Raw genomic sequence first — 24,203 nt, forward strand, 5'->3', positions numbered from 1 at the left:
ATGGTCCCGGTCAACGGGAGGTTTGCAGTCTCCTGACTGCTCCCAGAAATGTGTCCAGGTCCGATTCGTCGACGAAGTAGTGCGGCGATGCACGAACCACGGCGTCGAGCCCGCGGGCGTCCATGTCGAGGAGCGTGGACCCGCGACCGCTGACGGTGACGGTGATGTTCTGTGCTGCAAGCTGATCCCGCACGAGGTGCTCGGAAACGCCGTCGACGGTGAAGGAGACGATGCCGCTCAGCTGAGTTCCTCGATCGCGGACTTCGACTCCGGGAATCGCGGCCAGACCTTGCCTCAGTGCGCCGGCTCGGGATTCGATCTGCGCCCACGCCGTGTCGGTGCCGATCGAGAGCAGATAATCGGCGGCGACGCCGAGACCCAGGCGCGCAGCGACACTCGTTTCCCAGAGCTCGAATCGTGTTGCGTCCGGCGCAGGGACGTAGCTGTCCCCGCCGGTCCATTCAGCTCCGTGCAGGTCCATCGCAGCGGGTTCGAGCGCGTCGACGAGTCCGGGGCGGACGTACAGGAATCCGGTCCCGCGTGGCCCGCGAAGCCATTTGCGCCCGGTGGCACTGAGTGCGTCGACGCCGAGTTCGCCGACGTCGATGGGCAATTGGCCGACGGACTGGCACGCGTCGAGCAGAACGAGAGAGCCGTGGGCCCTGGCGAGTTCGACGACCTCACGGACCGGGTTGATCAGGCCGCCGTTGGTGGGGACGTGGACGACGGAGACGAGGCGAACCCGATCGTCGAGCATGGCCTCGAGTGCGTCGAGGTCGATGCGTCCGTCTTGATCGCTCGGGATGATCTCGACTCCGGCGCCGGTGGAGCGCGCCCGACCCAGAGCGGCGATGGCGTTGCTCGCGTATTCGACTCCGCTGATGAGGATTCGATCGCCAGGTCCGAGCGGAACGGCGGCGAAGAAGTCGTTCCACGCGCGGGTTGCGCTGTCCGTCAACGCGATATCGGTTGCCTGAGCGCCGATGACCCGGGCCAGCGAATGGGGAACAGCAGCGAGGGCGCCGCTCTGACGAGCAGCTGCGACGTATCCGCCGACGTCGGCTTCACGTCGCAGGTGCTCGATCATCGTGGTCAGCACCGGCTCGGGCGGGAGCGAGGACCCTGCACTGTCGAGGAACACCTTGTCCAGGCATCCAGGAGTGTCGCGGCGGATCGTGTCGAGATCGAACATGGCACCTTCCGTTCATGTCGGTGTGGTTCAAACTACCTGTGAACGAAGCTGTCCCGATGGAGCGAAGGCTGGGCACGGCCGATGCCGTAGTTATCGGCCTCGGCGCGATGATCGGCGCCGGAGTCTTCGTGGTGTTCGCGCCTGCTGCCGCAGTAGCCGGTACCGGGTTGCTTGTGGGCTTGGCGATCGCAGCGTTCATCGCCTACTGCAACGCGACGTCGTCGGCCCAGCTTGCAGCCAGATACCCCACGTCAGGTGGGACCTACGTCTACGGACGTGAGCGGCTTGGACCCTGGTGGGGGTTTGCCGCCGGCTGGTCGTTCGTGATCGGGAAGACCGCGAGTTGCGCGGCAATGGCTCTCACCTTCGCGACGTACGTTGTTCCGGCGTCCTGGCGTGTTCCCGTTGCGGTACTGGTAGTAGCGGCGCTGGTTGCGGTCAACTACCGCGGGGTGACACGGACGGCGCACATGGCCAGGGTGATCGTCGCCGTGTCGACGACAGCACTGTGTGTAGCGCTGGTGGTTGCCGTCGTCGGCCCTGGTGCGGTGCGCGAGCTCCCGGATCTCGCGTTCGGGTCGTGGTACGGGATTCTGCAATCGGCGGGACTGCTGTTCTTCGCGTTCGCCGGTTACGCCAGGATCGCGACGCTGGGGGAGGAAGTGCGTGATCCGCGTCGAACGATTCCGCGGGCGATTCTGATTGCACTCACCGTCGCGGTTGTCCTCTATGCACTGGTAGCGGTGGTACTGCTGGTGACACTGGGGCCAGGTCGGCTGGCGAATTCGGCGCGGCCCCTCGCCGATGCAGTGGGCGCAGCCGGGTGGAACTGGGCCGTTCCCGTAGTGGTGATCGGTGCCGCGGCGGCGTCGGCGGGGGCGCTGCTGGCTTTGATAGCCGGAGTGAGCCGCACGGCGATGGCCATGGCCCGCGAGCGCGATCTGCCCGTTTCGCTCGCTGCCGTCCATCCGCGGTTCGGGGTCCCTCACCATGCTGAACTTGTGGTCGGTGCCGTGGTGATCGTCTTGGTCTCGACAACCGATCTTCGTGGGGTGATCGGCTTTTCGTCGTTCGGAGTGCTGCTCTACTACTTCGTCGCGAACGTGAGTGCGTACAGCCAACGCCGTGTGGACCGGTTGTATCCGAAGTGGTTGCAGGCCGTCGGCGCGGCTGGTTGTGTCGTTCTGGTGGTCACACTTCCGTGGATCGCGGTTGTTTCCGGGGCAGGTGTGGTTCTCGCCGGTTGTGGGTACCGGTGGATACGACTGAAGAAATTCAACGACACGTAACACCACAAAGGGTGCATCTCGGACGTTGGCGTTCTATCGTCGGTAACGACCGCGAAGACCGCCCGAAGGGGAAGTCGAATGGTGACAGCAGCGTTGACAGCAGCACAGACCACGCAGGTGGATTCACGTCCTGCGGCCGAGGCCTACGTCGGTGGTGTGTGCTTCAAACAGGGGCCACCCCGTTTGGTCGGAGCTGAGCTCGAGTGGCTGACCAGCCAGGTTCCCGGCGGAGAGCGGCCGTCAGCCGCGACTCTGGCAAAGGCACTCGGGCGACACGCACCCACCAGTATCGACCCGGATTCACCGGCGGCGCCGCTTCCACGCGGCAGCCTCGTCACCGTAGAACCTGGCGGACAGATCGAACTCTCCTCAGCTCCGCGCACGTCCGCCCGCGAACTGTGTGACTGTCTCGACGAAGACCGTCGGACTCTCGAAACGCTCCTCGCGTCGTACTCCATAGAAATCAATGCGGCCGCGGCCGACGTCGCCCGCCCACCCTCCCGCATTCTCCGGTTGCCGCGTTACTGCGCAATGGAATCCCGCTTCGCCGGGATAGGCCCGTACGGCACGTTGATGATGTGCAATACCGCAGCCGTACAGGTCAGTGTCGATGCCGGCAGCAGTCCTGAGTCCATCGCCCAGCGTTGGCGACTCCTCGGGGACATGGGCCCGGCCCTCATCGCTGCGTTTGCGTGTTCTCCGCGCCTGCAAGGGGTTCCGAGAGGAGATTGGGCCTCCCAACGCATGCGGACGTGGCTCGAACTCGATTCCTGGCGAACAGTCGCAGTCCCGGAAGCGCAGGACTACGCAGGCTGGGCGCTCGACGTTCCGCTGATGTGCGTGAGGAACGAGGGCGACGATTGGACGGCTCCGCGGGGTGCCACCTTCGGAGACTGGATCGACGGCGCATTGGATGCCGAGATCGGACGCCGACCCGTCTGGGCGGACTTGGACTATCACCTGTCCACGCTGTTCCCGCCGGTTCGCGCCGTCGGCCATCTGGAGGTTCGCTACATTGATGCGCAGCCGGGAGATCTGTGGCGAGTACCGGTAGCAGCGATCGACGCGTTGCTGTCCGGGCCTGCCGTGATGCGTGAGGCGAGTGATGCTGCAGCGTCGACGGCCGGGAGATGGCGGGACGCGGCAGAGTACGGCTTGGATGACGTCGAACTGCGTTCGGCGGCAACCTCTCTGATGTCGCTTGCCGCGTCGTACGCGCCGGAGCCGCAATTTGTTCGACTTCTCGACGCGGCTGCCGAACGGTGTTGTCGCGCAATCGTGCCCGGTGAGAGCGACACATGACGGGGGAGGTCACCAAGGAAGCGGTCGAGGCCGTACTTCTGCGAGCGCGTGAGCGGTCGACGCTGCTCACCGACTGCGTCGACGATACCGAATTGGTCGCTCAGCATTCCCCGTTGATGAGTCCACTCGTGTGGGACCTGGCGCATATCGGCAATCAAGAGGAACTCTGGCTGGTGCGCGACGTCGGTGGCCGCGATCCGGTGCGTAGCGACATAGACGAGCTGTACGACGCGTTCAAGCATTCGAGATCGTCGAGACCCACACTTCCCCTGCTCAACCCGTCCGAGGCGCGCGAATACGTACGTACTGTTCGCGGGAAGGTCTGGGATGTGCTCGAAGCCAGCACGTTCGGGCGCACAGAACTCGACATGGACGGTTTTGCCTTCGGGATGATCGCGCAGCACGAACAGCAACACGCCGAGACCATGCTTGCGACACACCAATTACGTTCGGGGCCCACGGCACTCGTTGCGACACCCGCTCCGCAAGCGGCTCGCATGCCGGAACTCGACGAGATCACCATCGCGGCCGGCCCGTTCGTCATGGGGACCGACGACGAACCGTGGGCACTCGACAACGAGCGCACCGCACATCAGGTCTATCTCACCGACTTCGCGATCGACAGATTCCCGGTCACCAACGGGCAGTTCGTCGAATTCATCGAGGACGGTGGGTATTCCCGCCCGGAACTGTGGTCTCGAGACGGTTGGCGGCATCGCGTCGACGCGAAACTCCGTGCACCCCTGTTCTGGGAACGCGACAGTTCGGGTTGGTGGCACGAGACTTTCGGCGTCGAGGCGCCGGTCCCACCGGACAAGCCCGTCGTGCATGTGAGCTTCTACGAAGCCGAGGCCTACGCCAACTGGGCAGGCAAACGGCTTCCCACCGAGGCGGAATGGGAGAAGGCGGCGCGGTGGGATCCGGAATCCGGAAGATCACGACGGTTCCCCTGGGGGGACGTCCCCGCAGACGAGAATCTCGCCAATCTCGGTCAACGCCATCTCGGTCCCGCCGGCGTCGGCTCCTACCCGGCCGGGGCGTCGGCAGCGGGTGTCGAGCAGATGATCGGCGACGTGTGGGAGTGGACGTCTTCGGGTTTCCATCCGTATCCGGGGTTCCGGGCCTTCCCGTATCGGGAGTATTCGGAGGTGTTCTTCGGCGGCGACTACAAGGTGTTGCGAGGGGGATCGTTCGGGACCGACAGCGTTGCCTGTCGCGGGACGTTCCGCAACTGGGACCACCCGATCAGGCGCCAGATCTTCTCGGGTTTTCGGTGCGCCAGAACGATTTCGGGTAGACCCTGACATGTGTCGGCACCTCGGGTATCTCGGGCCGCCGCGTTCGGTTCGTGAACTCCTCCACGACGGCGAGAACTCGCTGATGCGACAGTCGTGGGCACCTCGGGAGATGCGTGGCGGCGGGACCATCAATGCCGACGGATTCGGTGCGGCGTGGTGGAACGGTGGAAGGCAGGGACGGTACCGCAGTGTCTCGCCGATCTGGTCGGACCCGACTGTCGACGAGACGTTGTCCCACATCGATTCCGGATCCGTTCTCGCTGCCGTACGTTCCGCGACGGAGGGGATGGCCGTCGAGATCGGGGCCTGTGCACCGTTCGTCGACGGAACCTACGCTTTCAGCCACAACGGAGCGGTATCCGGTTGGCCTGGTTCACTTGCCGACTTGGCGGCGGAGGTACCCGCCGTCGAACTGCTGAAGATGCCCGCCCCGACGGATGCTGCCTTGTTGTGGACGGTGCTACGGCATCGGTTGAAGTCGAAGCCCGCGGAGGCCGCCGTGACGAGCCTCGTTCACGATGTGGCTGCGGTGGCACCGGATTCACGATTGAACCTCCTGTTCGGCGACGGGCAGGAACTGTGGGCCACAGCGTGGGGCCACACGCTGTACACGCGGGTCGACGAGTCGCGGGCCCTGATCGTTTCCGAACCGTTCGATCAACTCCCGGACTGGCAGCAGGTGCCGGACCGGCACATAGTCTGCGTGCGTCCCGGTCATTTGATCATCACTCCGATTCCGATGGGAGAACAATGAAATCCCCTACACTCGAGGTTTATCTGACACCGGCCGAATCGGTCGACGCACTGCGAGCCGAGGCCAGGGAGGGCTTGACCGCTACGCCGAAATGGCTCTCGCCCAAATGGTTCTACGACGCGCGTGGAAGTGAATTGTTCGAGGAGATCACGGCCTTACCCGAGTATTACCCCACCCGTACCGAGCGCGGCCTGCTCGCGCAGTACGCCGACGAGATCGCGGCGTTGACCGAACCCGAGATCCTGATCGAACTGGGTTCCGGTTCCTCGGAGAAGACGCGGTTGCTCCTCGACGCGATGACCGCTCGCGGAACTCTGCGAACGTATGTACCGCAGGATGTTTCGGTGACGGCACTGGAAGGCGCTGCGCAGCAGGTCGGTGCCGAGTTTCCCGGAATCGACGTGGTCGGAGTGGTCAGCGACTTCACCGGCTCGCTGCATCATCTGCCCGGTGGCGGACGGCGGGCGGTCGCGTTTCTCGGCGGAACTCTCGGAAATCTCGTTCCGGCAGAACGAGCCGATTTCCTCTCGGGGATCGCGGCGGTGCTCGATCCGGGGGAGAACCTGATACTGGGCGTCGGATTGGTGATCGATCCGGCTGTTCTCGTACCCGCCTACGACGACGCTGCCGGCGTGACGGCGCAGTTCAACCTCAATGTTCTCGCGGTCCTGAACAAGCAACTGGGAGCGAACTTTCCCTTGGAGGACTTCCGCCACGTCGCGCTCTGGGACGCCGAGAACGAGTGGATCGAGATGCGACTGGAAGCGCTTCGAGAACTCTCGGTGCGTATCGACGACCTGGATCTGGAAATCACCTTCGCAGCGGGCGAGCAACTGCGAACCGAGATCTCGGCGAAGTTCACCGAGGACGGGATTGCCGCGGAACTCGCGTCGGCGGGCTTCGGGGTACGGAAGGTGTGGACGGATCAGGATCAGCGCTTCGCGCTGTTGTGTGCGCAGCGGGCGTGAAGTGGGCGCACGTCAGAGGATGCTGTCTCCGCCTTGGGTATCGGTGACTACCCCGGGATTCCGCAAACTTGTCGGTAGGTGCCCGTAGTATCGATCATATGTTCGAATCAATGATTTCCGCGGATGCGCTGTCTCGGCAGCATGCGGAAATCGCGCGCGCCCACTTCCTCGAGATCGACGCAGTCACTGCGCTGTACCTGGACCGTTGTGAGGAGGGCGCCGCGGTTGGAGTCAACGAGGCTTTTCAGGGTCAATTCGCGCACGTGGAGATCGCGTCGATACTGAGTATTACGGAGTATGCCGCGCAGAAAATGATTGCACTGGGATGTGACCTGCGCTGGCGGCTCCCGCGGGTGGCGGCCGCTTTTGCTTGTGGTGACATCGATCTGGCCAAAGCGACGGCACTGTCCGAAGCTCTCGCCAATGTTTCCGAGCACGCGCTCGATGAGATCGAGCGACTCCTCGTGGCCGGTGCCTGCCGTGCAACCGGTAACAAGTTGAAGGCGCGCGCACGAGGTCTCATTGCTCGGCACGACCTTGATGGGGTGCGTGCCAGGCGGGTTCGTGTGGAGGCGGATCGGGACGTTCGGACGTGCGCGTCTCACGACGGCATGTCGACTCTGGACGGAATGCTTCCAGCGGTCGGCGCTCAGACTTTGGCGACCAGACTCCGTGCGATGTCGATGCAGGTGTGTGGTTCAGATCCGAGAACTTTCGGGCAACGTCGTGCCGATGCACTGATCGCATTGGCGGAGGGAAGGACGTTGTTGGATTGTCAGTGCGACGGCGATTGCACTAGCAGGGACGATTCGAAGACCTCCGCGCTCCCGATTTCGACAATTCTTGTGGGTGTCAACGCTTCCACCCTGCTCGGATTCGACGACCTGCCAGGCTATTTGCAGGGGCACGGCCATATCGATGCCGACCTTGCGCGCGCGATCGCCGCGGATGCCACGTGGCAGAGAGTCCTCACCCTTTCACCGTCCGAGGTGCAACATTGTTCGACTGCGGGGGCAGTCGGACCGGTGCTCGGCGTGGGTCGGTCGATGCGCTCACCGGAGATACTGCCCGCTGTGACAAGGGGTAATCGCTCGACAAGGGGCAATCGCTCGAGAAGGAACAGTGGTTCGCGGCGCAGTGAATGCACGTACCAGCCGTCCGCGGCGTTGGCGAAGATTGTAAGGACGCGAGACGGTACGTGCCGCTTTCCGAATTGTGTTGTGCGTTCCGATAGTTGCGATATCGATCACACGGTGCCGTTCGATCACGGCAACCCCGCCCAGGGAGGACCTACTGCAGAACGGAACTTGGCCTGTCTGTGTCGAAAACATCACCGACTGAAGACGTTTGGCAGGTGGACAGTGCAGCAAATCGGAGGTGGTCATCTGGAGTGGAAAGATCCCTCAGGACGACGAACGGTTACCGCGCCCGTAGGCCTGTTTTGTGACCCCGAAGTGAAAGTGCCCGACGCGGCGAGACCGCATTTGACGGACGACGATGCGCTGGAACGACGTTTCGGGCTTCGAGACAGGGGAGTGGAAGCGGATCTTGAATACCTCCTGGACTGGAGTGTGCCCGCCTGGCGGAAGGCACGATCTGCATCAAGACGGACCGCGTCCCCGCTGGCGAACGCTTTGTCGGAGTTTGCAGACTTCTGAAGGGGTTTCGTTTCTCCTGTGGCCTGCGGGTATAGCGCGACGGCCCGAAAAATGGTGTTTGTCTGTTTATAGTGAGGCGCAGAACGGTTTCCGACCCGAGGAGAACGCGTGCGTCATCCGAAGCTCGCCGCATTGACCGTGGCCCTGACTGCAGTACTGGTGATGCCGGTGGCGCAGTGTGTGGCTCAACCATTCCCCTTCGACCCCGGCAGTTTCGGCAACGGAAGCACCGGATCGTTGGGGAGCGACGACCCGGACATACCCATCGAGAACACCCTCCCACAGCTGTCGGTCACCACACTGGTCGACGGACTCGATCACCCCTGGGACGTCGCGGCGGCCCCGGACGGCGCGATCCTGACCGGACAACGGTCCGGCGGATTCTTCGTTCGCCGAAGCGACAACACGACAGGTCCAGTCTCTGCTGACCTTTCGGATCTCTACGCGCAGTCCGAAACCGGACTCATGGGCATCGCGCTTGCTCGCGACTTCGCTCAGTCGCGCACCCTGTACACCTGCCAGGGATTCAGTGCCGGGGGAGTCACGGATGTTCGAGTGATCTCGTGGACCGTCGACGCCGGATGGACCGCACTGACGAGAACCGGAACCGTATTGCCCGGGATCCCGGTCTCGTCAGGCCGTCATGGTGGGTGCCGAATTCTTGCGGCCCAGGACGGAACGCTGTTCGTCGGAACGGGTGACACCGCGACACCGAGCGTGCCGCAGGATCCGAATTCGCTGGGCGGCAAGGTCTTGCACATCAATGCCGACGGAACTCCGGCGGCAGGGAATCCGAATGCTTCCAGCCCGGTCTACACGCTCGGGCACCGCAACGTCCAGGGCTTGGCCGTGCAACCCGGATCTGGCCGGGTGTACTCGGTCGAACAGGGCACAAGCGTCGACGACGAAGTCAACCTGCTCACCCCCGGCGGAAACTACGGCTACCGCCCGGATCGGCTTCCCGGAACGTACGACGAATCCGTGCCGATGACCGACCCGGTGCGAGTGCCGGGAGCGATTGCGGCGGTGTGGCGTTCGGGTAGCTCGACGTTGGCTACCGCGAGCGCTGCCTTCACCGGTGGGGCTGCATGGGGCGCCTGGGACGGTGCGCTCGTACTGGGTGGTCTCAAGAGCAAAGAACTGATCTTCCTCCGCCTGAGTGCCGACGGACGCTCGGTCGACGCGCAGACCTTCGGATTGGAGAACCAGTTCGGTCGCTTGCGGTCGGTGACTCCGACGCCCGACGGTTCGCTTCTGGTGACCACGGACAACGGAACAGGCGACAAGGTGCTTCGGGTGACACCCACACCCTGATCTCTCAACACGTCAGCGTTCAGTACCAGGCGATAACCCGGCACGGACCACCGGAACCGCCCGCGTGCGTCGGCGCGCCCACCATCGCCGTGGCGCCGGCGGCTGGAAGTGCGGACAGGTTTGCAAGGGCTTCGACTGCGTACTTGCCTGAGCCCAAAGCGCTTCGGTGAGCCCCGTGGGTCGTGCTTCGGCCCGCGTCGATGCTGAGGGTGTCCGAGCCCACGGCGACTATGTCGCGCTCGCGGACGAGAAAGTCGATCGCCTCGGGGGCGAATCCGGGTGTGTGCTGCACGCCGAGTGCATCTCGATTCGTGAAGGCACCACCGGCACCGGCCCGGGTATCCCAACCCGAGCTCATCGCCACCAGGCTGCGGGGAGAGATCGTCCCGTGGTCGGCTTCCCAATCGAGGATGTCCTGGCGGGTGAGCAATGTGTCAGGGTCGGCGGCGGTGCGGGCGCTGATGTCGACGATCGCAATCGGTACGACGAGGTCGGCAACCGGAATCTTCTCGACGGTGATTCCGTCCGCACTGGCGTGTGCGGGCGCGTCGATGTGAGTACCCGTGTGTTCCTCGAGGCGGAGTTCGTTGAGGTAGAACTTTCCACCTGACCCGGCAGAACCGAGCGAGCCCAGAGACCCGCCGGCGTCGGCGATCTTCGCCAGGTTCCTCATCTCGAACGAGCGCGCGCCCGGCCACACCGGGAAATCCGGCGTCAGTACGTGTGTCAGATCGACAATGGTCCGACCCGATGGCGCTGCCGACGCTATGGGCTGCACCGCGCCGGCCACGACGGTCGCGCCGAGCGCAGTAGTGCCGAGCGCCGCGAACATCGATCGTCGGCTGACCTTCCTGCCCTCGCGTCCGATCGATTCGTAGACCTCCGACAAGACCTTCGGTGAGCACATCAGAAACTCCAGATCAGTGGGATCAATACCGTTGCAACTATCAGGAACCACAACAACATCGGGAGTCCGAGCTTCCAGTAATCACCGAACTTGTACCCGCCAGGCCCCATCACCATCATGTTCGCCGGCGTGGCTACGGGCGTCAGGAACGATGCCGCCGCAGCGACGGTGACCGTCATCAGTAGGGGCAGCACCGAGATGTCGAGTTCGATGGCGACCGAGATAGCTATCGGCGTGATGATCAACGCGGTCGCGGTGTTGCTGATCAGCTGGCCCAGAGTCGCCGTCACGACAAAGAGCCCGGCGACGACGACATACGGGCTTGCACCACCGACGACGTCGACGAAGGCATGCGCGAGCTTCTCGGCTGCGCCGGTCTGCTGGATCGCGGTCGACAGCGGGATCATTCCGCCGACGAGAATCAACGTCGTCCACGAGATGGACCGATGCGCCTGCTCGACACTGATGACTCGTAGCAGCACCATCGCACACGCCGCGAGGAGTCCGGCTATCGCCGACGGCACCAATCCGAACGTCAGCAACACGACCATCGCTGCGACGACGACGAGAGCGATGACCGCGCGGGTGCCCAACGGCGCTGCCTGCTTACGGATCTGGGCAGGTGCGTCCACCACGAGGACATTCGGATCGACCGCGGTGTGCGTGTCGAGATCGTCCCAGCTGCCTTGCAGGAGGAGCGTGTCACCTGCCGCCAACTTGACGCCCTTCGGGCCGCAGTCCTCACCGGCACGCTGGACTGCGAGTATCACCAGATCGCCGCTGTCGGTCACCATGCCCGGAAAAGCCCTGTCGCCGATCATTTCCGAGCGCGGCGGGATTATCACCTCGACCACACCGTCGTGCTTGGTGATCAAGGGCTCTGCGGACGGCGCATCCTTGCCCATCAGCTGATACTGCTTCGCGAGGGTCTTGGCGTGTCGGCTCAGATCAGGCGACATGGACGTCCCCGCACGATGGGGGAGGACGCGAGGGCCGAGAAGTACGGCGATCGCGATCGTTCCCAACACCAGGGGCGCACCGACCAAGGTGAAACTGAAGAACCCGAAAGCACCGGCCCCGGATTCCTCGGCGGCTTCGGAAACGATGATGTTGACCGGCGTTCCGGTCAAGGTGAGCATCGACCCGGCATGGGCGGCAAATGCCAACGGCAGAAGCAGTTGTGACGTCGACTTACCGAGACGCACCGCCAAGACCACCACCATCGGCACCAACGCGGCTACCGCTCCGTTGACGCTGATCAGTGCGGTCAACGCGGCAACCAGCAACATGATCGCACTCACGAGACGGACTCGGGATTCGCCGACTTTCGCCAGCAGTTTCTCGCCCGCCCACGTGGTGACGCCGGTGGCGTCGAGGGCTTCGCTGACGACGAAGAGCGCGGCGATGAACACCACCGTGGGATCGCCGAATCCGGCGAGCGCCTGCTCCATCGTGATCACACCGGTGGCGTACAGCGCCAGGGCAGTGCCGATCGCGATGATGCCGACCGGGATTCGGCCGATCACGAACAGCGCCACTACCAGTGCAAGCACGACGAAGGTGATGGTGATGTCATTCACGATTCGTAAAGGTACCTGCTCATACAGAACGGCCCCGTCTCGCAAGGAGACGGGGCCGTGGGACGGACGCGAAGGAATTAGTTGGAGGCGGCGATTCGGGCCTTCTCGAGAGCAGCCAGCGTGCGAAGAACCGTGGCCTTCTGCTTGTTGAGATCGCTCAGTCGAGCGCGCGCCGGCAACCCTTGTGCGAGTTCGGCGACCTTGATCTGCTCGTCGATCGAACCGAGCTGATCGAGAAGCCCTAGGACGCGCGTCTGGAGCGTGTCGATGTCCACGGTGTCCGTCTTGACCGGAGCGGCAACGCGCGTCGCGGTGCCCGTGCTGGCGGGGCGGGAAGCGCGTGCGGGCGACGTGTCGGCGACAACCGTCGCGGCGCGGGGCCGAATTGCCTTGCGAACCGCGGCCGCATCGGGAAGGACGTCCATGCGGATCTCGTTCAGGACTCGGCGTGCCTCGCGAGCGTTGACGCGGTACTCGCGCTCTTCGTCGTCGTCGGACTGCAGCGTGCCGCCGAGCGGGCGCAGACCGTACATGCCGAGGAAACGCTTCGCGTCGTCGATGATGCCTTCGTTTTCACGGCATTTTCCGCAGCGGGGTTCGTTGCGAAACATGTCCACGGAGTTGTCGTCTCCGCACCAGACACAAGATCCTGGGCGCCACCGCCGGATCGTCGGAACTGATGAATTCAGGGAATGAGATTCGGGCCGGGATTCCAGGGTTTGCGCGTCGATCACGACGAGCCACACTAGGCGAAGATTGCGGCGCGGTGAACACCGCCCCAACATCGACCTGGGTTTCTCGACGCGGGCGTGATCAAGATCATGCTGATTGCCGCTTTTGGTGGTATTCGTGTGTCCCACAGGTGGTTTCATGATGACCAGGTGGTCTGTTTCTGTGAGGTTCGCGAAGACGACTACGGGCGCGTACCGGTGACCGTGAAGTCACAGGTACGCGCCCGTAGTGCGGCGGGAGACTAGGCGCTGCCGTTGAACAGCGAAGTCACAGAACCGTTCTCGAAAACTTCCTTGATGGTGCGTGCCAGCAGCGGTGCGATGGACAGCACCGTCAGCGTCGGGAACTTCTTCGACTCGTCGATCGGAAGTGTATTGGTGACAACAACTTCCTTTGCGCCACACGTCGACAGACGCTCGGCCGCAGGGTCGGACAAGACGCCGTGGGTTGCGGCGATGACGACGTCACCCGCACCGGCCTCCTTGAGGACCTTGACCGCACCGGCGATGGTTCCACCGGTGTCGATCATGTCGTCGATCAGGATGCAGGTGCGACCTTCGACCTCACCGACGACGCGGTTGGACTTGACCTGGTTGGGTACCAACGGATCGCGCGTCTTGTGAATGAATGCCAGCGGTGCTCCGCCGAGCGAGTCGGCCCACTTCTCCGCGACACGAACGCGGCCCGAGTCGGGGGAGACCACCGTGATGTTCTCGAGGTTGTAGCCCGCGCGAATGTGGTTGGCCAACTGGCTGTGTGCGTGCATGTGATCGACGGGCCCGTCGAAGAAGCCCTGGATCTGATCGGTATGCAGGTCGACCGTGATGATGCGATCGGCGCCGGCGGTCTTGAGCAGGTCCGCGATCAGGCGAGCGGAGATCGGCTCGCGTCCGCGGTGCTTCTTGTCCTGGCGGGCGTACGGGTAGAACGGGAGCACTGCAGTGATGCGCTTTGCCGATCCACGCTTGAGAGCGTCGATCATGATGAGCTGCTCCATCACCCACGTGTTCAGCGGTGCCGGATGACTCTGCAGGACAAACGCGTCGGAGCCGCGAACGGACTCTTCGAATCGAACGAAGATCTCGCCGTTCGCGAAGTCGCGCGCGGTCTGCGGGGTGACGCGGATGTCGAGTTCCTTCGCCACCTGCTCCGCCAACTCGGGATGTGCGCGACCCGAGAACAACATCAGGTTCTTCTGGTTGTCGATCCAATTCGCAGTCACTGGTTCATGCCATCCTTTTGTACTTGCCGGTCGATCTGGTGGTGATCTGTGCTGTCAGGTTGTTGCAGGGCTGTCAGGTTGAGCAGCCGCTGCAGCGGCGTCGGCCGCAGGAGTGCCGGGTCGATTCTTCTGCACCCAACCCTCGATGTTGCGCTGCGCCCCACCCGAGACGGCAAGCGCCCCAGGCGGTACGTCGTTCTTCAAGACCGTGCCCGCACCGGTGTATGCGCCGTCACCAACAGTGAGTGGGGCGACGAACATGGTGTCGGAGCCGGTTCGGACGTGCGACCCCACCACAGTACGGCTCTTGTTCACCCCGTCGTAATTCACGAAGACGCTCGAAGCTCCGATATTGCTGTGATGGCCGATGGTGGCGTCGCCGACGTAGGTAAGATGCGGAATCTTCGAATGCTCGCCGATATCCGCGTTCTTGGTTTCCACGTAAGCGCCGATCTTGCCGTGTGCACCCAGGCGGGTACCCGGCCGGAGATAGGCGAAGGGGCCGACAGTTGCGTCAGCGCCGACAACGGAGTCGGTCCCGTGCGAGCGGACGACCACTGCGCGCTCGCCGACTGTCACGTTGTCCAAGGTGGTGTCCGGGCCGATCACGGCGTCTTCGCCCACCGACGTCGTGCCGGTCAGCTGAACTCCGGGCAGGAGCGTCACGTCCTGCGCGATGTGCACGTCGCAATCTATCCAGGTGCTCGCGGGGTCGACGACGGTGACGCCGGCGCGCATCCACGACTCCAGGATTCGACGATTCATCTCGCGGGCGAGCGTCGAGAGCTGCACTCGGTCGTTGGCGCCGGCGACGAGAACCGAATCCGCGATGTGTTGCGCACGAACACGCTTTCCTGCGCGTCGAGCGATCATGATCACATCGGTGAGATAGAACTCGTGCTGTGCGTTGTTGGAGTCGAGGGATGCCAGGGCGTCGCGCAGAGTTTCGAAGTCGAAGGCGTACACCCCTGAATTGACCTCGGTGATCGAGCGCTGCGAATCAGTGGCTTCCTTCTCCTCGACGATGGCGTTGACCTCGCCGTCCGTCGTGCGAAGGATTCGTCCGTAGCCGGTGGGGTCGACGGCCGTCGATGTCAACACCGTGACCGCGGCAGCGGGAGCAGCCGTGTGCTGGGCGAGGAGATCCGCGATGGTCTTGCCGTCGAGCAGGGGCACGTCGGCGGCTGTGACGAGTACGGTCCCGGCGAAGTCGGCCGGCAGCCCCTCGAGCCCGCAGCTGACGGCGTGCCCGGTGCCCTTCTGTTCGTCCTGAACGGCGACGGTGACGGGACGACCCAGCTCGCCGGCGACTGTGTTGACGGCCTCGGTGACACGCTCACGATCGTGGCCGACGACGGTCACGAGGTGCGTGGGATTCAGTGAGGTTGCCGCGTGAAGCGAATGTGCCAGCATGCTGCGTCCGGCGAGAGTGTGGAGGACCTTGGGAGTCTTCGACTTCATTCGTGTACCGGCACCCGCTGCGAGAACGATCACGGCGGTCTGCACTGGTTTGAGCTCCCTCTGTCGATCAAGCTGTCGATCAAGACATGAATTTCCGCTCGGGAAATGCATGTTGTTCACCAGCTCCGCCGCCAGGACTCGAACCTGAACTATCTGAACCAAAATCAGAGGTGCTGCCATTACACCACGGCGGATTGCCACGCATTGCCGAGCCTTGCGGCCGAACGCGCGAAAGAATAATCGCACGCCGACCCGCCGTAGGTCGAACCGCTCCTCCGATTGGGCCCCCGAAGTCCCGATAGGCTGAGTGTCCACAGCAACAATTTGTGAGTCGGCGAGAGGAAGACAATGGCGACGGTGTCCGGTTCGGGTGGCGGGGATCCAGTCCCCGAACGAGCGACACGAATCCGGATGACCGGTACCCAACGGCGTCAGCAACTCATCGAGATCGGGCGGGCGCTCTTCGCCGAACGGGGATACGAAGCGACCTCGATCGAGGAGATCGCCCAGCGAGCGAACGTGTCCAAGCCGGTCGTGTACGAGCACTTCGGTGGCAAGGAGGGGCTGTACGCCGTCGTAGTGGACCGGGAGATGTCGCGCCTTCTCGAGATGATCACTTCTTCCCTCTCGCAAAATCGCTCGAGAGTTCGAGTCGAGCGGGTTGCGTTGGCTTTGCTCACCTACGTGGAAGAGCACACTGACGGATTCCGGATACTCGTGCGCGATTCGTCTGTTGTCGCGCCAAGCGGAACCTACTCGAGCCTCCTCAACGACGCGATCAGTCAGGTGGGCTACCTGCTGGCGGGAGACTTCTCCAGACGCGGTTTCGACCCCGGACTAGCAACGATGTACGCGCAGGCGCTTGTCGGAATGGTGTCAACGACGGCTACGTGGTGGCTCGACGAACGAACTCCGTCCAAGGAAGTTGTCGCCGCCCACCTCGTGAATTTGTGTTGGAACGGCCTCACGAATCTGGAAGCCGACCCACAATTGGAGGGTTAACCAGGCGCGCCTGCCACGCAGAGATGGATCGCGGTCTAAGCTGTGTTCGCTGTATCACGATCGTTTGATGGGCAAATGTCTCATTTGTTTGCAGGGTGGGTTGAATGCCGAACCGTGCCTTCCATTTTGACGCTGTGAACGGGTAAGACCAAGGATTCGTTCGATGTGTGGTGATTGGAGGCCGGATCGATGGTGAGGCAAGAGCGGGCAGAAGCCACCCGTGATTCGGTGCTGCGCGGAGCAGCGGGTGTGTTCTTGCGCCTGGGCTATGCCAATGCCAGCTTGAGTGAGATCATCGCCGAGTCGCAGGTGACCAAAGGCGCCCTGTACTTCCATTTCGGGTCGAAGGAAGAACTCGCGCGGGCGGTGATCGACGAGGGTTCGGCACGGTTCGACGCAAAATGTGAGCTCTGGTTGGACCGTCGCACTCCGGCGCTCGAGTCGCTGATCGGTATCTCGTCGGTCATCGTCGACATCGGTGCGCACGACGCCATGGTCAGAGCGACGTTCCGCTTGTTGGTCGAGATCGGCGACTATCGGGGCTCCGGGCCGGCGACTCTGGACGTCTGGCTCGACATTTACCGCGAACTTGCCAGCCGTGCGGCCGACGAAGGTGATCTTCGTTCGGACGCGGACTCTGCCGATATCGCTCGTTTCTTGTTGGAAGTGGCGTCCGGAGTTCGGCTGATGGCAGCCGCGACCGGGACCGTTCGTGAGCTTTCGGACTCCATGAAGGCATCGTGGAACCTGATACTTCCGATCGTGGTCCCGGAATCGAAAGTTGAGTACTTCAGACAATTCGCGGCACGGCGTCTAGCCAGCGACCACTGAAATCGCAGCCCGCCTTGCGACTCGTTTGATTTGTTTGTTTGAAATGTCCTGGTAGGGAGCTTGTTCTCTTTGTTCTGCATTCGAAACAAACTGAGAGTATGTTTACAGTGTCGATGGGATTCCGGAAGTCTGATCTTGCCGACTATCGACGGATTGCGGTATGTTCTTCCGGTAGCTGAATAATTGCTGATAACGAGGGTTTGTCAGGGCAGGGTGACGGCGTCGGCGCACCGGGCAGCATAGGGGGCTGCCCGGCGTGTACGACCCCAGATGGGGAGTCAACAGATGGGTGACACTGCACCGACGCCGATGCTCGACATCGGCCCGCGTATCGGCTGTGACGTGGTGAACGTCGTGGATGTCACTCGAAGTATCGACCTCTTCGGGCGGAGGTATCTCGATCGAACCTTCACTTCACACGAATTGCAGACGTGCGCCGGTCCGGCGCGGGATCAGCGATTGGCTGCACGTTTCGCCGCCAAAGAGGCTGTAGTGAAGGTGCTGCGACCGGGTGACGTTCCCGTTCCGTGGAATTCCATCGAAATCACTCGGGCCGACTGGGGTGGTTGTGGGGTGACGCTGTCCGGTAATGCCGCGGAACTGGCTCGGGCCCAGGATCTGCACGACTTTCAAGTATCTATCTCGCACGAAGCGGACGTTGCCATCGCAATGGTGATCGCAACTCGCTCGGGCACTCGCATCGAAAAGAAGGACGACATCGCTGATGATTGATCAGGCAATTCGGAAAGTGCTCGTCGAGCACGGTCGGCTGGCAGTCGACGTGAGCACGATCGACGGAGAGGCCGATCTTTACGAGTTGGGTTTGACTTCGCATGCGAGCGTGAATGTCATGTTGGCGCTGGAGGATTCGTTCGACATCGAGTTTCCTGACGAGTTGTTGCGGAAGAGTACTTTCTCGAGCGTCAAGGCGATCGAGGGTGCGCTGGCGGAGTTGGGTGCTGCATGAACGCTCCGCAATCGCAGTGCTCCACCGGGACGGCCCTCGAGCGCGCCGCACGGTTGGCCGACGACGTTGCAGCGGTGTGGGCCGACGAAGTCGATGCCGAGGCAAGGTTTCCTCGTGAAGCTGTCGATGCCATGCGGAGCGAACGGCTGCTGTCCGTGGCTGTACCGAGGGAACTCGGGGGCGAAGGGCTCTCGCTGCAGGAGGTGTCGCAGATCGCTCGCGTGATCGGAACGCGCTGTGCAGCAAGCGGAATGATTTTTGCCATGCATCAGACACAGATCTACTCGTTGGTCAAGCATGGCAACACCGAAGCGCTACGTGGGTTTATCGAAGAAACGGCGAACAAGCAACTGCTGTTGGCGTCGGCAACCACCGAGCTGGGAATCGGCGGAGATGTCAGCCGGAGTTACTGTGCGGTGGAAGATTTGGGTGGGCATCTACTACTGATCAAGAATGCGCCCGTCATTTCGTACGGTGAGCATTCCGACGCGATAGTCGTCACGGCCCGGCGAACACCGGAGAGCCAGCCGAACGACCAGGTTCTCGTGGTGTGTCGTACCCCAGACCTGACGCTCGAACGCACCACCGAATGGAACACGCTGGGACTGAGGGGAACTTGTAGTCTCGGTTACATTCTTCGGGCCACCTCGACGCCCGAGATGGTCGCCGACGTTCCGTACTCCGATATCTCCACCCACACGATGCTTCCGGTCTCGCACGTCGTCTGGAGTTCGGTGTGGCTGGGAATCGCCGACGCTGCAGTCGAGAAGGCGCGCAAGTACGTGCGTGCCGCCGCCCGTAAGCAGCCGGGAGTCACTTCGCCGGGAGCGCTGCGTCTCGCCGAAGTTGCTGCTTCCGCACAACAATTCGCCGATCTCGTTGATGCTTCTGCACGCAGGTACGACCGGGCGGTTCGGGCCGAAGAGGGTAGCGCCGATTTCGAGGCGACCGGCGCGGTGGGCTTTTCGCTCGCGATGAACAACTTGAAAGTCACAACCTCCACTGCGGTGGTGGAAATCGTCGGGCAGACAATGTTGATTTGCGGCATCTCCGGATATCGCGAGGACACCGAGTTTTCGCTCGGCCGGCACCTTCGTGACGCGCACGGCGCAGCTGTGATGGTGAACAACGATCGAATCATGGCGGGTTCAGCGCACATGGCAATCGGATACCGGGGAACGATATGACAAGCGAGACTGTGACAACCGAAACTGTGACCGGCGAGACCGACCTGGATCTGGCGCGGGCCGCATTTCAGCGCGAACTGCTCGTCGAGGGACTTCTCGTCGAGACGGAGGTACCGGGACTCTACGGGCGTTCCGGCGTGTTCGAGGACATCGTCGACGGTATCGACCGAGTGGTGGTTGCGGCAGGACCAGGCGCTGCCGCGACGCGGTTGCGGTTTCCGCCGGTGTTCCCGCGAAGCAGTTTCGAGCGCACCGACTACATCGCTTCATTCCCCAACCTGACCGGCGCCATCAATACCTTCGCCGGTTCCAATCGCGATCACGCACGACTGCTCGCCGATCGCGCCGAGGGGCAATCGTGGGATCGCCACCTCGAGCCGACCGAGACCATGCTCGTGTCCGCTGCGTGCCATCCCGCCTATGCGCGATACACCGGAGTGCTCCCCGAAGGTGGGGTGCTGCTGGACATCTACGGTTTTTGCTTCCGGCACGAACCGGCGATCGATCCGGCTCGCATGCAAGCGTTTCGGATGCACGAGTTCGTGACTATCGGTGATGCCGCCGCAGCACGAGCGCATCGCGAGCATTGGATCGAGCGGGGACTCGAGGTGCTCGGTCAGCTCCAACTCGACGCCACCCCGGTGATCGCCAATGACCCTTTCTTCGGACGCGCTGGAAAGATGCTTGCAGCCAACCAGCGTGAAGAGAATCTCAAGACGGAACTGACGGTTCGGCTCTACGGAGATCTCGACGAGGGCACGGCAATCGTGTCCTCGAACAACCATCTCGACCATTTCGGTGTCAACTTCGACATCCGAACGGCAGCGGGCGAAGTAGCACACAGCTCGTGCGTCGGCTTCGGGATGGAGCGAATTGCCTTGTCCTTGTTGCGGACTCATGGTCTCGATGTGACTGCGTGGCCGACTACCGTTCGTGAACGAATGGGCATCTGATGTCCCGGCTCATCGACATTTCACCTGATCGCTACCGGCCCCACACGTTGCACGAGGACGACCGGGTATGGGCGCAGACCAACTGCTACACGGATCTGTGGATCGAAGTGTTGCATTCGCTCGGATTGGATCCCGTCCCGGCGTTGGCCTGTGCCTTCTCGTCGCGTTTCGACGGAAATCAGTGGACGTTTCTCAAACTCAAGGCAGAAGACATCTACGCGCTGTACGGAATCGAAGTCGCCGAGATGAACGTCTGGCGGGCGCCACTGATACATGTCGAGGACAATCTCGCGGTTGGGATGTTGTCGACGGTCGAGGTGGACGGATATTGGCTTCCCGACACCCTCGGAACGAGTTATCACGAGGGGCACACCAAGACCACGATCGTGCCCAATCGGATCGACAGGGTTGCCGGCGAGCTCGAATACTTCCACAACAGCGGGTATTACATGTTGCGAGGGGAAGACTTCTCCGGTGTCTTCGATCTCGATCGTTCCTCACTTCCGTCGTTTGTTCCTTACGTCGAACAGATTCGGTTGAATCCGGTCCATGCCACCAACGCCGGAAACATCGCCGAAGTGGCTCGGCGGAACGTCGCGGTTCGAGCAGCGGGTAATCCCGTGCGCGAGCTGGGGCGCAAGGTGATCGCCGACCTCGAATGGGTGCAGGGGGCAGGCATGGATGCCTTTCACCTCTGGTCCTTCGGGCTTCTTCGTCAGTGCGGTGCCAGCGCGGAGCTCGCGGCCGACGCCAGTGAGTTCCTGGACACCTCAGGTTTTTCCGGGATGGTCGAAGCTGCGGCGGATTTCCGCAAAGTGGCGTCCGGGGCCAAGAGCGTGCAGTTTCAGATGGCGCGCGCCGCCCGGGGCCGCGCCGTGGACCCACGTGAGCAACTCGACGAGATGGCGGTGTCGTGGAAGAGGGCGATGGACGTCGTGGCCGACACGGTCGGCGTCGACTCGCATCGACATCTGAGGTTGGTCTAGCAGTGACCAGATCGTCGGCAGACGTGTTGGCCGGCGCGAGATGGCGATGCGCTGCAACCGAACCAGGATCCGTGACTCATCCGGATGCTCTCGACACCGTGACCGAGTGGGTGACGGCGTCCGTGCCGGGAACAGTCGTCGGTGCGTTGCGTGAGTCGCAATCGGACGCCGGACGTGCAAAACAGTTTGCATCGCCGTCAGTTTCGTCATCTGTTGAATCGTCGGATTGGTGGTTCGTAACCACAGCGGCTACGACCGGTGAGGGGTCGTGGCTGCTCCAGTTCGACGGTCTGACGGCGTTTGCGGACGTCTGGATCGACGGCGTCCTCGTCGCGTCCAGTGAATCCATGTTCGCACCTGGGGAAGTGAGCATTCCGGCCGGAGTCGGAGCGGGTGAACGTGTCCGGGTGGCTATTCATTTTCATTCGCTCGCCGCGACTTTGAAGGCACGCCGCCCACGCGGACGTTGGCGCTCGTCGATGGTACGCGAGCAGGGCCTTCGGTGGATCCGAACCACGATGCTCGGTATGGCCCCTGTATTCAGTGGCGTGCCGGTGCCGGTGGGTCCGTGGCGAGGTATCCGGTTGTTGGACAAAAGGGTTGCCGCCGTAACCGCGGTGTCCACTCAGGCGAGTGTCCAGGGCACAACCGGTCGCGTTGCGATCAGCGCTCGGCTCACCGGGTTGCCGGCCTCGCTGGACTACGTCACCGTGCGAGTCGGCGAGCACTCGCAACGATTGGCTGCGATTGCCGGACCCGACGGATTCCACGACGTGTCCGGCGTCGTCGAAGTGGCGGACGCGCAATTGTGGTGGCCGCATACGCACGGCGCCCCGTGTACCTATCCTGTGACGTTGGAAACGGACGGAGTCTCCGAGCATCTTGGTTCCGTTGGATTCCGGACGGTGGAAGTTGACAGATCCGATGGTGGATTCCGGTTGAGTGTCAACGGTATCGGGGTGTACTGCCGTGGTTCGGTGTGGGTGCCGACCGACCCGATCTCGCTTCAAGGCGACGCCGGCACCACCCGTGTGCTGGAGAAACTGGCCGAGGCGGGCCTGAACATGGTTCGAATCCCGGGGACGATGTTCTACGAGAGCGACCACTTCTGGGTCGAATGCGCGCGACTGGGCATTCTCGTGTGGCAGGACATGATGTTGGCGACGCTCGACCCGCCCGACACCGACGAATTTTTCGAACTCGTCGTCGCCGAGGTCACCGCGTACCTGCGCAGGGTGCGTGGAAATCCCGCATTGGCAGTCTTCTGTGGGGGCAGCGAGACCGAACAGCAGCCGACCATGCTGGGCTTGGTCGATCAACACATCCCACTCATTCATTCGAGACTGCCGGAGTTGATCTCGACGGTGGCACCTGACCTCGAGTACGTGACGTCGTCGCCCTCGGCGCCCCGCGGGGGAGAGCAATTGACCACGCACGTCGGAAGCGGGGTCGCTCACTACTTCGGGGTGGGGGCCTATCGTCGTCCCTTGGCTGACGTGCTCAGCGCGCGAGTACGTTTTGCGACCGAATCACTGGCGTTTTCGATTCCACCGTCGAATGCCGTGATCGAGAACGAATTCGGTTCACTCGCCGTCGCGGGGCACCACCCGGCGTGGAAAGCCGCGGTGCCGCGGGACAACGGATCGTCGTGGGATTTCGAGGATGTACGGGACCACTACGTCCACGCGCTCTTCGGCGAAGATGCTCGTGAAGTCCGGTGGTCCGACCCGGAACGCTATCTCGACCTCGGACGCGCAGCTGTCTGTGAGGCGTTCGCGTCCACTCTCGGTTACTGGCGTCGGCCGGACTCTCGGTGCGACGGCGCCTTGACGCTTGCACTGCGGGATCTGGAGCCCGGACCGGGATGGGGGGTCCTCGATTGGAACGGCGACCCCAAAGCTCCGTGGTTCGTGCTCCGCAGGAGCGCCAAACCGATCGCGCTCCTCGTCACGGACGACGGTATGGACGGATTGAGGCTCGACGCGATCAACGAGACCGCCGAACCTGTCGTCGGCGAGATCAGGTTTCGAGCGCACAGTCGGTCAGGAGTCGTCCCGGTCGACGTCGCGTTACCGGTCAAGGTGGAGGCGCATTCGAGTCTGACCTGGTCGGTGGACAGTCTTGTCGGCCGTTTCACCGACCTCACTCACGTCTTTCGGTTCGGGGCGCGGACATACGACGCCGTCACCGTCACACTCGAAGGCGAAGACGGCGAGATGGTGGACGAAGTGGTGCACCTCCTGGGGAGTTCGGCACGGCCCCTCGAGCGGTCGGTCGGACTTGTCGCTACTGCGCGCACTGTCGGTGACGACGAGTGGGTCGTCGACGTCACGACCGATGCTGCCGCCCAATACGTTGCCCTCGAACTGCAGGGCTTCGAGCCCGAAGACTCCTGGTTCCACCTCGCGCCGAACGGTCGCAGGACCGTGCATCTGCGGAGAACCGGCCAGGCAACGAAGGTAATCGGCCGGGTTCGGGCGCTCAACTCTCACACCAGCGTGGCTGTGACACCGCCGAGCGTCCCGGCCACCCGATCTTCACCGACCAAACGGACGACGAAGAAGACGAGCGTTGCGGGAAACTGAACGGATCGGACTGCG

21 protein-coding genes and 1 tRNA gene are annotated in these 24,203 nt (G+C 62.9%); 15 read left to right on the forward strand and 7 right to left on the reverse strand.

The genetic code is table 11. The features are described 5' to 3' along the window. Positions 1–10: 10 nt before the first annotated feature. Complete coding sequence (locus tag ABWI03_RS06270) at positions 11–1,192, reverse strand: aminotransferase class V-fold PLP-dependent enzyme (protein ID WP_095973540.1); 1,182 nt, start codon at positions 1,190–1,192, stop codon at positions 11–13. A gap of 14 nt (positions 1,193–1,206) precedes the next feature. Between ABWI03_RS06270 and ABWI03_RS06275 the strand changes: the two genes are divergently transcribed. The 7 genes from ABWI03_RS06275 (at position 1,207) to ABWI03_RS06305 (ending at position 9,775) form a co-directional block, all read left to right on the forward strand. Next, positions 1,207–2,481 (forward strand): APC family permease, encoded by a 1,275-nt coding sequence (locus ABWI03_RS06275; protein ID WP_298775012.1) that lies wholly within the window; start codon positions 1,207–1,209, stop codon positions 2,479–2,481. Positions 2,482–2,559: 78 nt separating this feature from the next. After that, positions 2,560–3,783 carry an ergothioneine biosynthesis glutamate--cysteine ligase EgtA gene (gene egtA / locus ABWI03_RS06280; RefSeq protein ID WP_298775015.1) on the forward strand — a complete coding sequence of 408 codons (1,224 nt, stop codon included), beginning with the start codon at positions 2,560–2,562 and terminating at the stop codon, positions 3,781–3,783. After that, entirely contained in the window at positions 3,780–5,087 is a 1,308-nt protein-coding gene (gene egtB, locus ABWI03_RS06285) for an ergothioneine biosynthesis protein EgtB (RefSeq protein ID WP_353798758.1), read from the forward strand. The genes egtA and egtB overlap by 4 nt, the downstream gene beginning before the upstream one ends. Before the next feature lies 1 nt (position 5,088). Continuing rightward, on the forward strand, positions 5,089–5,835 hold the full coding sequence (gene egtC / locus ABWI03_RS06290) for an ergothioneine biosynthesis protein EgtC (RefSeq protein WP_298775017.1): 747 nt from the start codon (positions 5,089–5,091) through the stop codon (positions 5,833–5,835). Beyond that, complete coding sequence (egtD, locus tag ABWI03_RS06295; protein ID WP_298775019.1) at positions 5,832–6,803, forward strand: L-histidine N(alpha)-methyltransferase; 972 nt, start codon at positions 5,832–5,834, stop codon at positions 6,801–6,803. The genes egtC and egtD overlap by 4 nt, the downstream gene beginning before the upstream one ends. Positions 6,804–6,913: 110 nt before the next feature. Then, on the forward strand, positions 6,914–8,461 hold the full coding sequence (locus ABWI03_RS06300; RefSeq protein WP_353798766.1) for an HNH endonuclease signature motif containing protein: 1,548 nt from the start codon (positions 6,914–6,916) through the stop codon (positions 8,459–8,461). A gap of 108 nt (positions 8,462–8,569) precedes the next feature. After that, positions 8,570–9,775: a PQQ-dependent sugar dehydrogenase gene (locus tag ABWI03_RS06305; protein ID WP_298775023.1), complete on the forward strand. Its 1,206-nt coding sequence runs from the start codon at positions 8,570–8,572 to the stop codon at positions 9,773–9,775. Positions 9,776–9,794: 19 nt separating this feature from the next. Here the strand turns inward: ABWI03_RS06305 and ABWI03_RS06310 are convergent, their stop codons facing one another. The 6 genes from ABWI03_RS06310 to ABWI03_RS06335 form a co-directional block, all read right to left on the reverse strand. Then, the gene (locus tag ABWI03_RS06310) at positions 9,795–10,682 is read right to left on the reverse strand and encodes a cyclase family protein (RefSeq protein ID WP_298775026.1); all 888 of its coding nucleotides are present in this window, start codon (positions 10,680–10,682) and stop codon (positions 9,795–9,797) included. Beyond that, a complete protein-coding gene (locus ABWI03_RS06315; RefSeq protein ID WP_296556503.1) occupies positions 10,682–12,262 on the reverse strand; it encodes an SLC13 family permease in 1,581 nt (526 codons plus the stop codon). Before ABWI03_RS06315 ends, ABWI03_RS06310 begins: the two co-directional genes overlap by 1 nt. Positions 12,263–12,339: 77 nt before the next feature. After that, positions 12,340–12,996, reverse strand: a complete 657-nt coding sequence (locus tag ABWI03_RS06320) for a hypothetical protein (RefSeq protein ID WP_030536285.1) — start codon at positions 12,994–12,996, stop codon at positions 12,340–12,342. A gap of 239 nt (positions 12,997–13,235) precedes the next feature. Further along, positions 13,236–14,216, reverse strand: a complete 981-nt coding sequence (locus tag ABWI03_RS06325; protein ID WP_003946284.1) for a ribose-phosphate diphosphokinase — start codon at positions 14,214–14,216, stop codon at positions 13,236–13,238. Between the two features lie 54 nt (positions 14,217–14,270). Then, a complete protein-coding gene (gene glmU / locus ABWI03_RS06330; protein ID WP_095972136.1) occupies positions 14,271–15,722 on the reverse strand; it encodes a bifunctional UDP-N-acetylglucosamine diphosphorylase/glucosamine-1-phosphate N-acetyltransferase GlmU in 1,452 nt (483 codons plus the stop codon). A gap of 78 nt (positions 15,723–15,800) precedes the next feature. Beyond that, positions 15,801–15,871: transfer RNA gene (locus ABWI03_RS06335), tRNA-Gln, on the reverse strand. A 154-nt stretch (positions 15,872–16,025) separates the two neighbouring features. Here ABWI03_RS06335 and ABWI03_RS06340 point away from each other — a divergent pair. From ABWI03_RS06340 to ABWI03_RS06375, 8 genes are all read left to right on the forward strand, one after another. Further along, a complete protein-coding gene (locus ABWI03_RS06340) occupies positions 16,026–16,679 on the forward strand; it encodes a TetR/AcrR family transcriptional regulator (protein WP_095972137.1) in 654 nt (217 codons plus the stop codon). Positions 16,680–16,868: 189 nt separating this feature from the next. Next, the gene (locus ABWI03_RS06345; protein ID WP_003946317.1) at positions 16,869–17,510 is read left to right on the forward strand and encodes a ScbR family autoregulator-binding transcription factor; all 642 of its coding nucleotides are present in this window, start codon (positions 16,869–16,871) and stop codon (positions 17,508–17,510) included. Positions 17,511–17,795: 285 nt separating this feature from the next. Then, positions 17,796–18,242 (forward strand): holo-ACP synthase, encoded by a 447-nt coding sequence (locus ABWI03_RS06350; RefSeq protein WP_095972138.1) that lies wholly within the window; start codon positions 17,796–17,798, stop codon positions 18,240–18,242. After that, entirely contained in the window at positions 18,235–18,477 is a 243-nt protein-coding gene (locus ABWI03_RS06355) for an acyl carrier protein (protein ID WP_095972139.1), read from the forward strand. Before ABWI03_RS06350 ends, ABWI03_RS06355 begins: the two co-directional genes overlap by 8 nt. Further along, positions 18,474–19,664: an acyl-CoA dehydrogenase family protein gene (locus ABWI03_RS06360; protein ID WP_298775035.1), complete on the forward strand. Its 1,191-nt coding sequence runs from the start codon at positions 18,474–18,476 to the stop codon at positions 19,662–19,664. The genes ABWI03_RS06355 and ABWI03_RS06360 overlap by 4 nt, the downstream gene beginning before the upstream one ends. After that, entirely contained in the window at positions 19,661–20,617 is a 957-nt protein-coding gene (locus ABWI03_RS06365; protein WP_095972141.1) for an amino acid--[acyl-carrier-protein] ligase, read from the forward strand. Before ABWI03_RS06360 ends, ABWI03_RS06365 begins: the two co-directional genes overlap by 4 nt. Further along, positions 20,617–21,603 (forward strand): DUF1839 family protein, encoded by a 987-nt coding sequence (locus ABWI03_RS06370; RefSeq protein ID WP_296555420.1) that lies wholly within the window; start codon positions 20,617–20,619, stop codon positions 21,601–21,603. The genes ABWI03_RS06365 and ABWI03_RS06370 overlap by 1 nt, the downstream gene beginning before the upstream one ends. A gap of 2 nt (positions 21,604–21,605) precedes the next feature. Beyond that, positions 21,606–24,188 carry a glycosyl hydrolase 2 galactose-binding domain-containing protein gene (locus ABWI03_RS06375; RefSeq protein WP_298775038.1) on the forward strand — a complete coding sequence of 861 codons (2,583 nt, stop codon included), beginning with the start codon at positions 21,606–21,608 and terminating at the stop codon, positions 24,186–24,188. Positions 24,189–24,203 lie beyond the last annotated feature (15 nt).

The organism is Rhodococcus baikonurensis (assembly GCF_040489275.1).
GTDB classification, from domain to species: Bacteria; Actinomycetota; Actinomycetes; order Mycobacteriales; family Mycobacteriaceae; genus Rhodococcus_F; species Rhodococcus_F baikonurensis.

Coding starts and splice junctions, on each gene's coding strand:
- egtC (WP_298775017.1), top strand. CDS start 5,089: ATGTGTCGGCACCTCGGGTATCTCGGGCCGCCGCGTTCGGTTCGTGAA.
- egtA (WP_298775015.1), top strand. CDS start 2,560: ATGGTGACAGCAGCGTTGACAGCAGCACAGACCACGCAGGTGGATTCA.
- ABWI03_RS06340 (WP_095972137.1), top strand. CDS start 16,026: ATGGCGACGGTGTCCGGTTCGGGTGGCGGGGATCCAGTCCCCGAACGA.
- ABWI03_RS06310 (WP_298775026.1), bottom strand. CDS start 10,682: ATGTGCTCACCGAAGGTCTTGTCGGAGGTCTACGAATCGATCGGACGC.
- ABWI03_RS06300 (WP_353798766.1), top strand. CDS start 6,914: ATGATTTCCGCGGATGCGCTGTCTCGGCAGCATGCGGAAATCGCGCGC.
- ABWI03_RS06370 (WP_296555420.1), top strand. CDS start 20,617: ATGTCCCGGCTCATCGACATTTCACCTGATCGCTACCGGCCCCACACG.
- ABWI03_RS06360 (WP_298775035.1), top strand. CDS start 18,474: ATGAACGCTCCGCAATCGCAGTGCTCCACCGGGACGGCCCTCGAGCGC.
- ABWI03_RS06365 (WP_095972141.1), top strand. CDS start 19,661: ATGACAAGCGAGACTGTGACAACCGAAACTGTGACCGGCGAGACCGAC.
- ABWI03_RS06275 (WP_298775012.1), top strand. CDS start 1,207: ATGTCGGTGTGGTTCAAACTACCTGTGAACGAAGCTGTCCCGATGGAG.
- ABWI03_RS06350 (WP_095972138.1), top strand. CDS start 17,796: ATGGGTGACACTGCACCGACGCCGATGCTCGACATCGGCCCGCGTATC.
- ABWI03_RS06345 (WP_003946317.1), top strand. CDS start 16,869: ATGGTGAGGCAAGAGCGGGCAGAAGCCACCCGTGATTCGGTGCTGCGC.
- egtD (WP_298775019.1), top strand. CDS start 5,832: ATGAAATCCCCTACACTCGAGGTTTATCTGACACCGGCCGAATCGGTC.
- ABWI03_RS06355 (WP_095972139.1), top strand. CDS start 18,235: ATGATTGATCAGGCAATTCGGAAAGTGCTCGTCGAGCACGGTCGGCTG.
- egtB (WP_353798758.1), top strand. CDS start 3,780: ATGACGGGGGAGGTCACCAAGGAAGCGGTCGAGGCCGTACTTCTGCGA.
- ABWI03_RS06270 (WP_095973540.1), bottom strand. CDS start 1,192: ATGTTCGATCTCGACACGATCCGCCGCGACACTCCTGGATGCCTGGAC.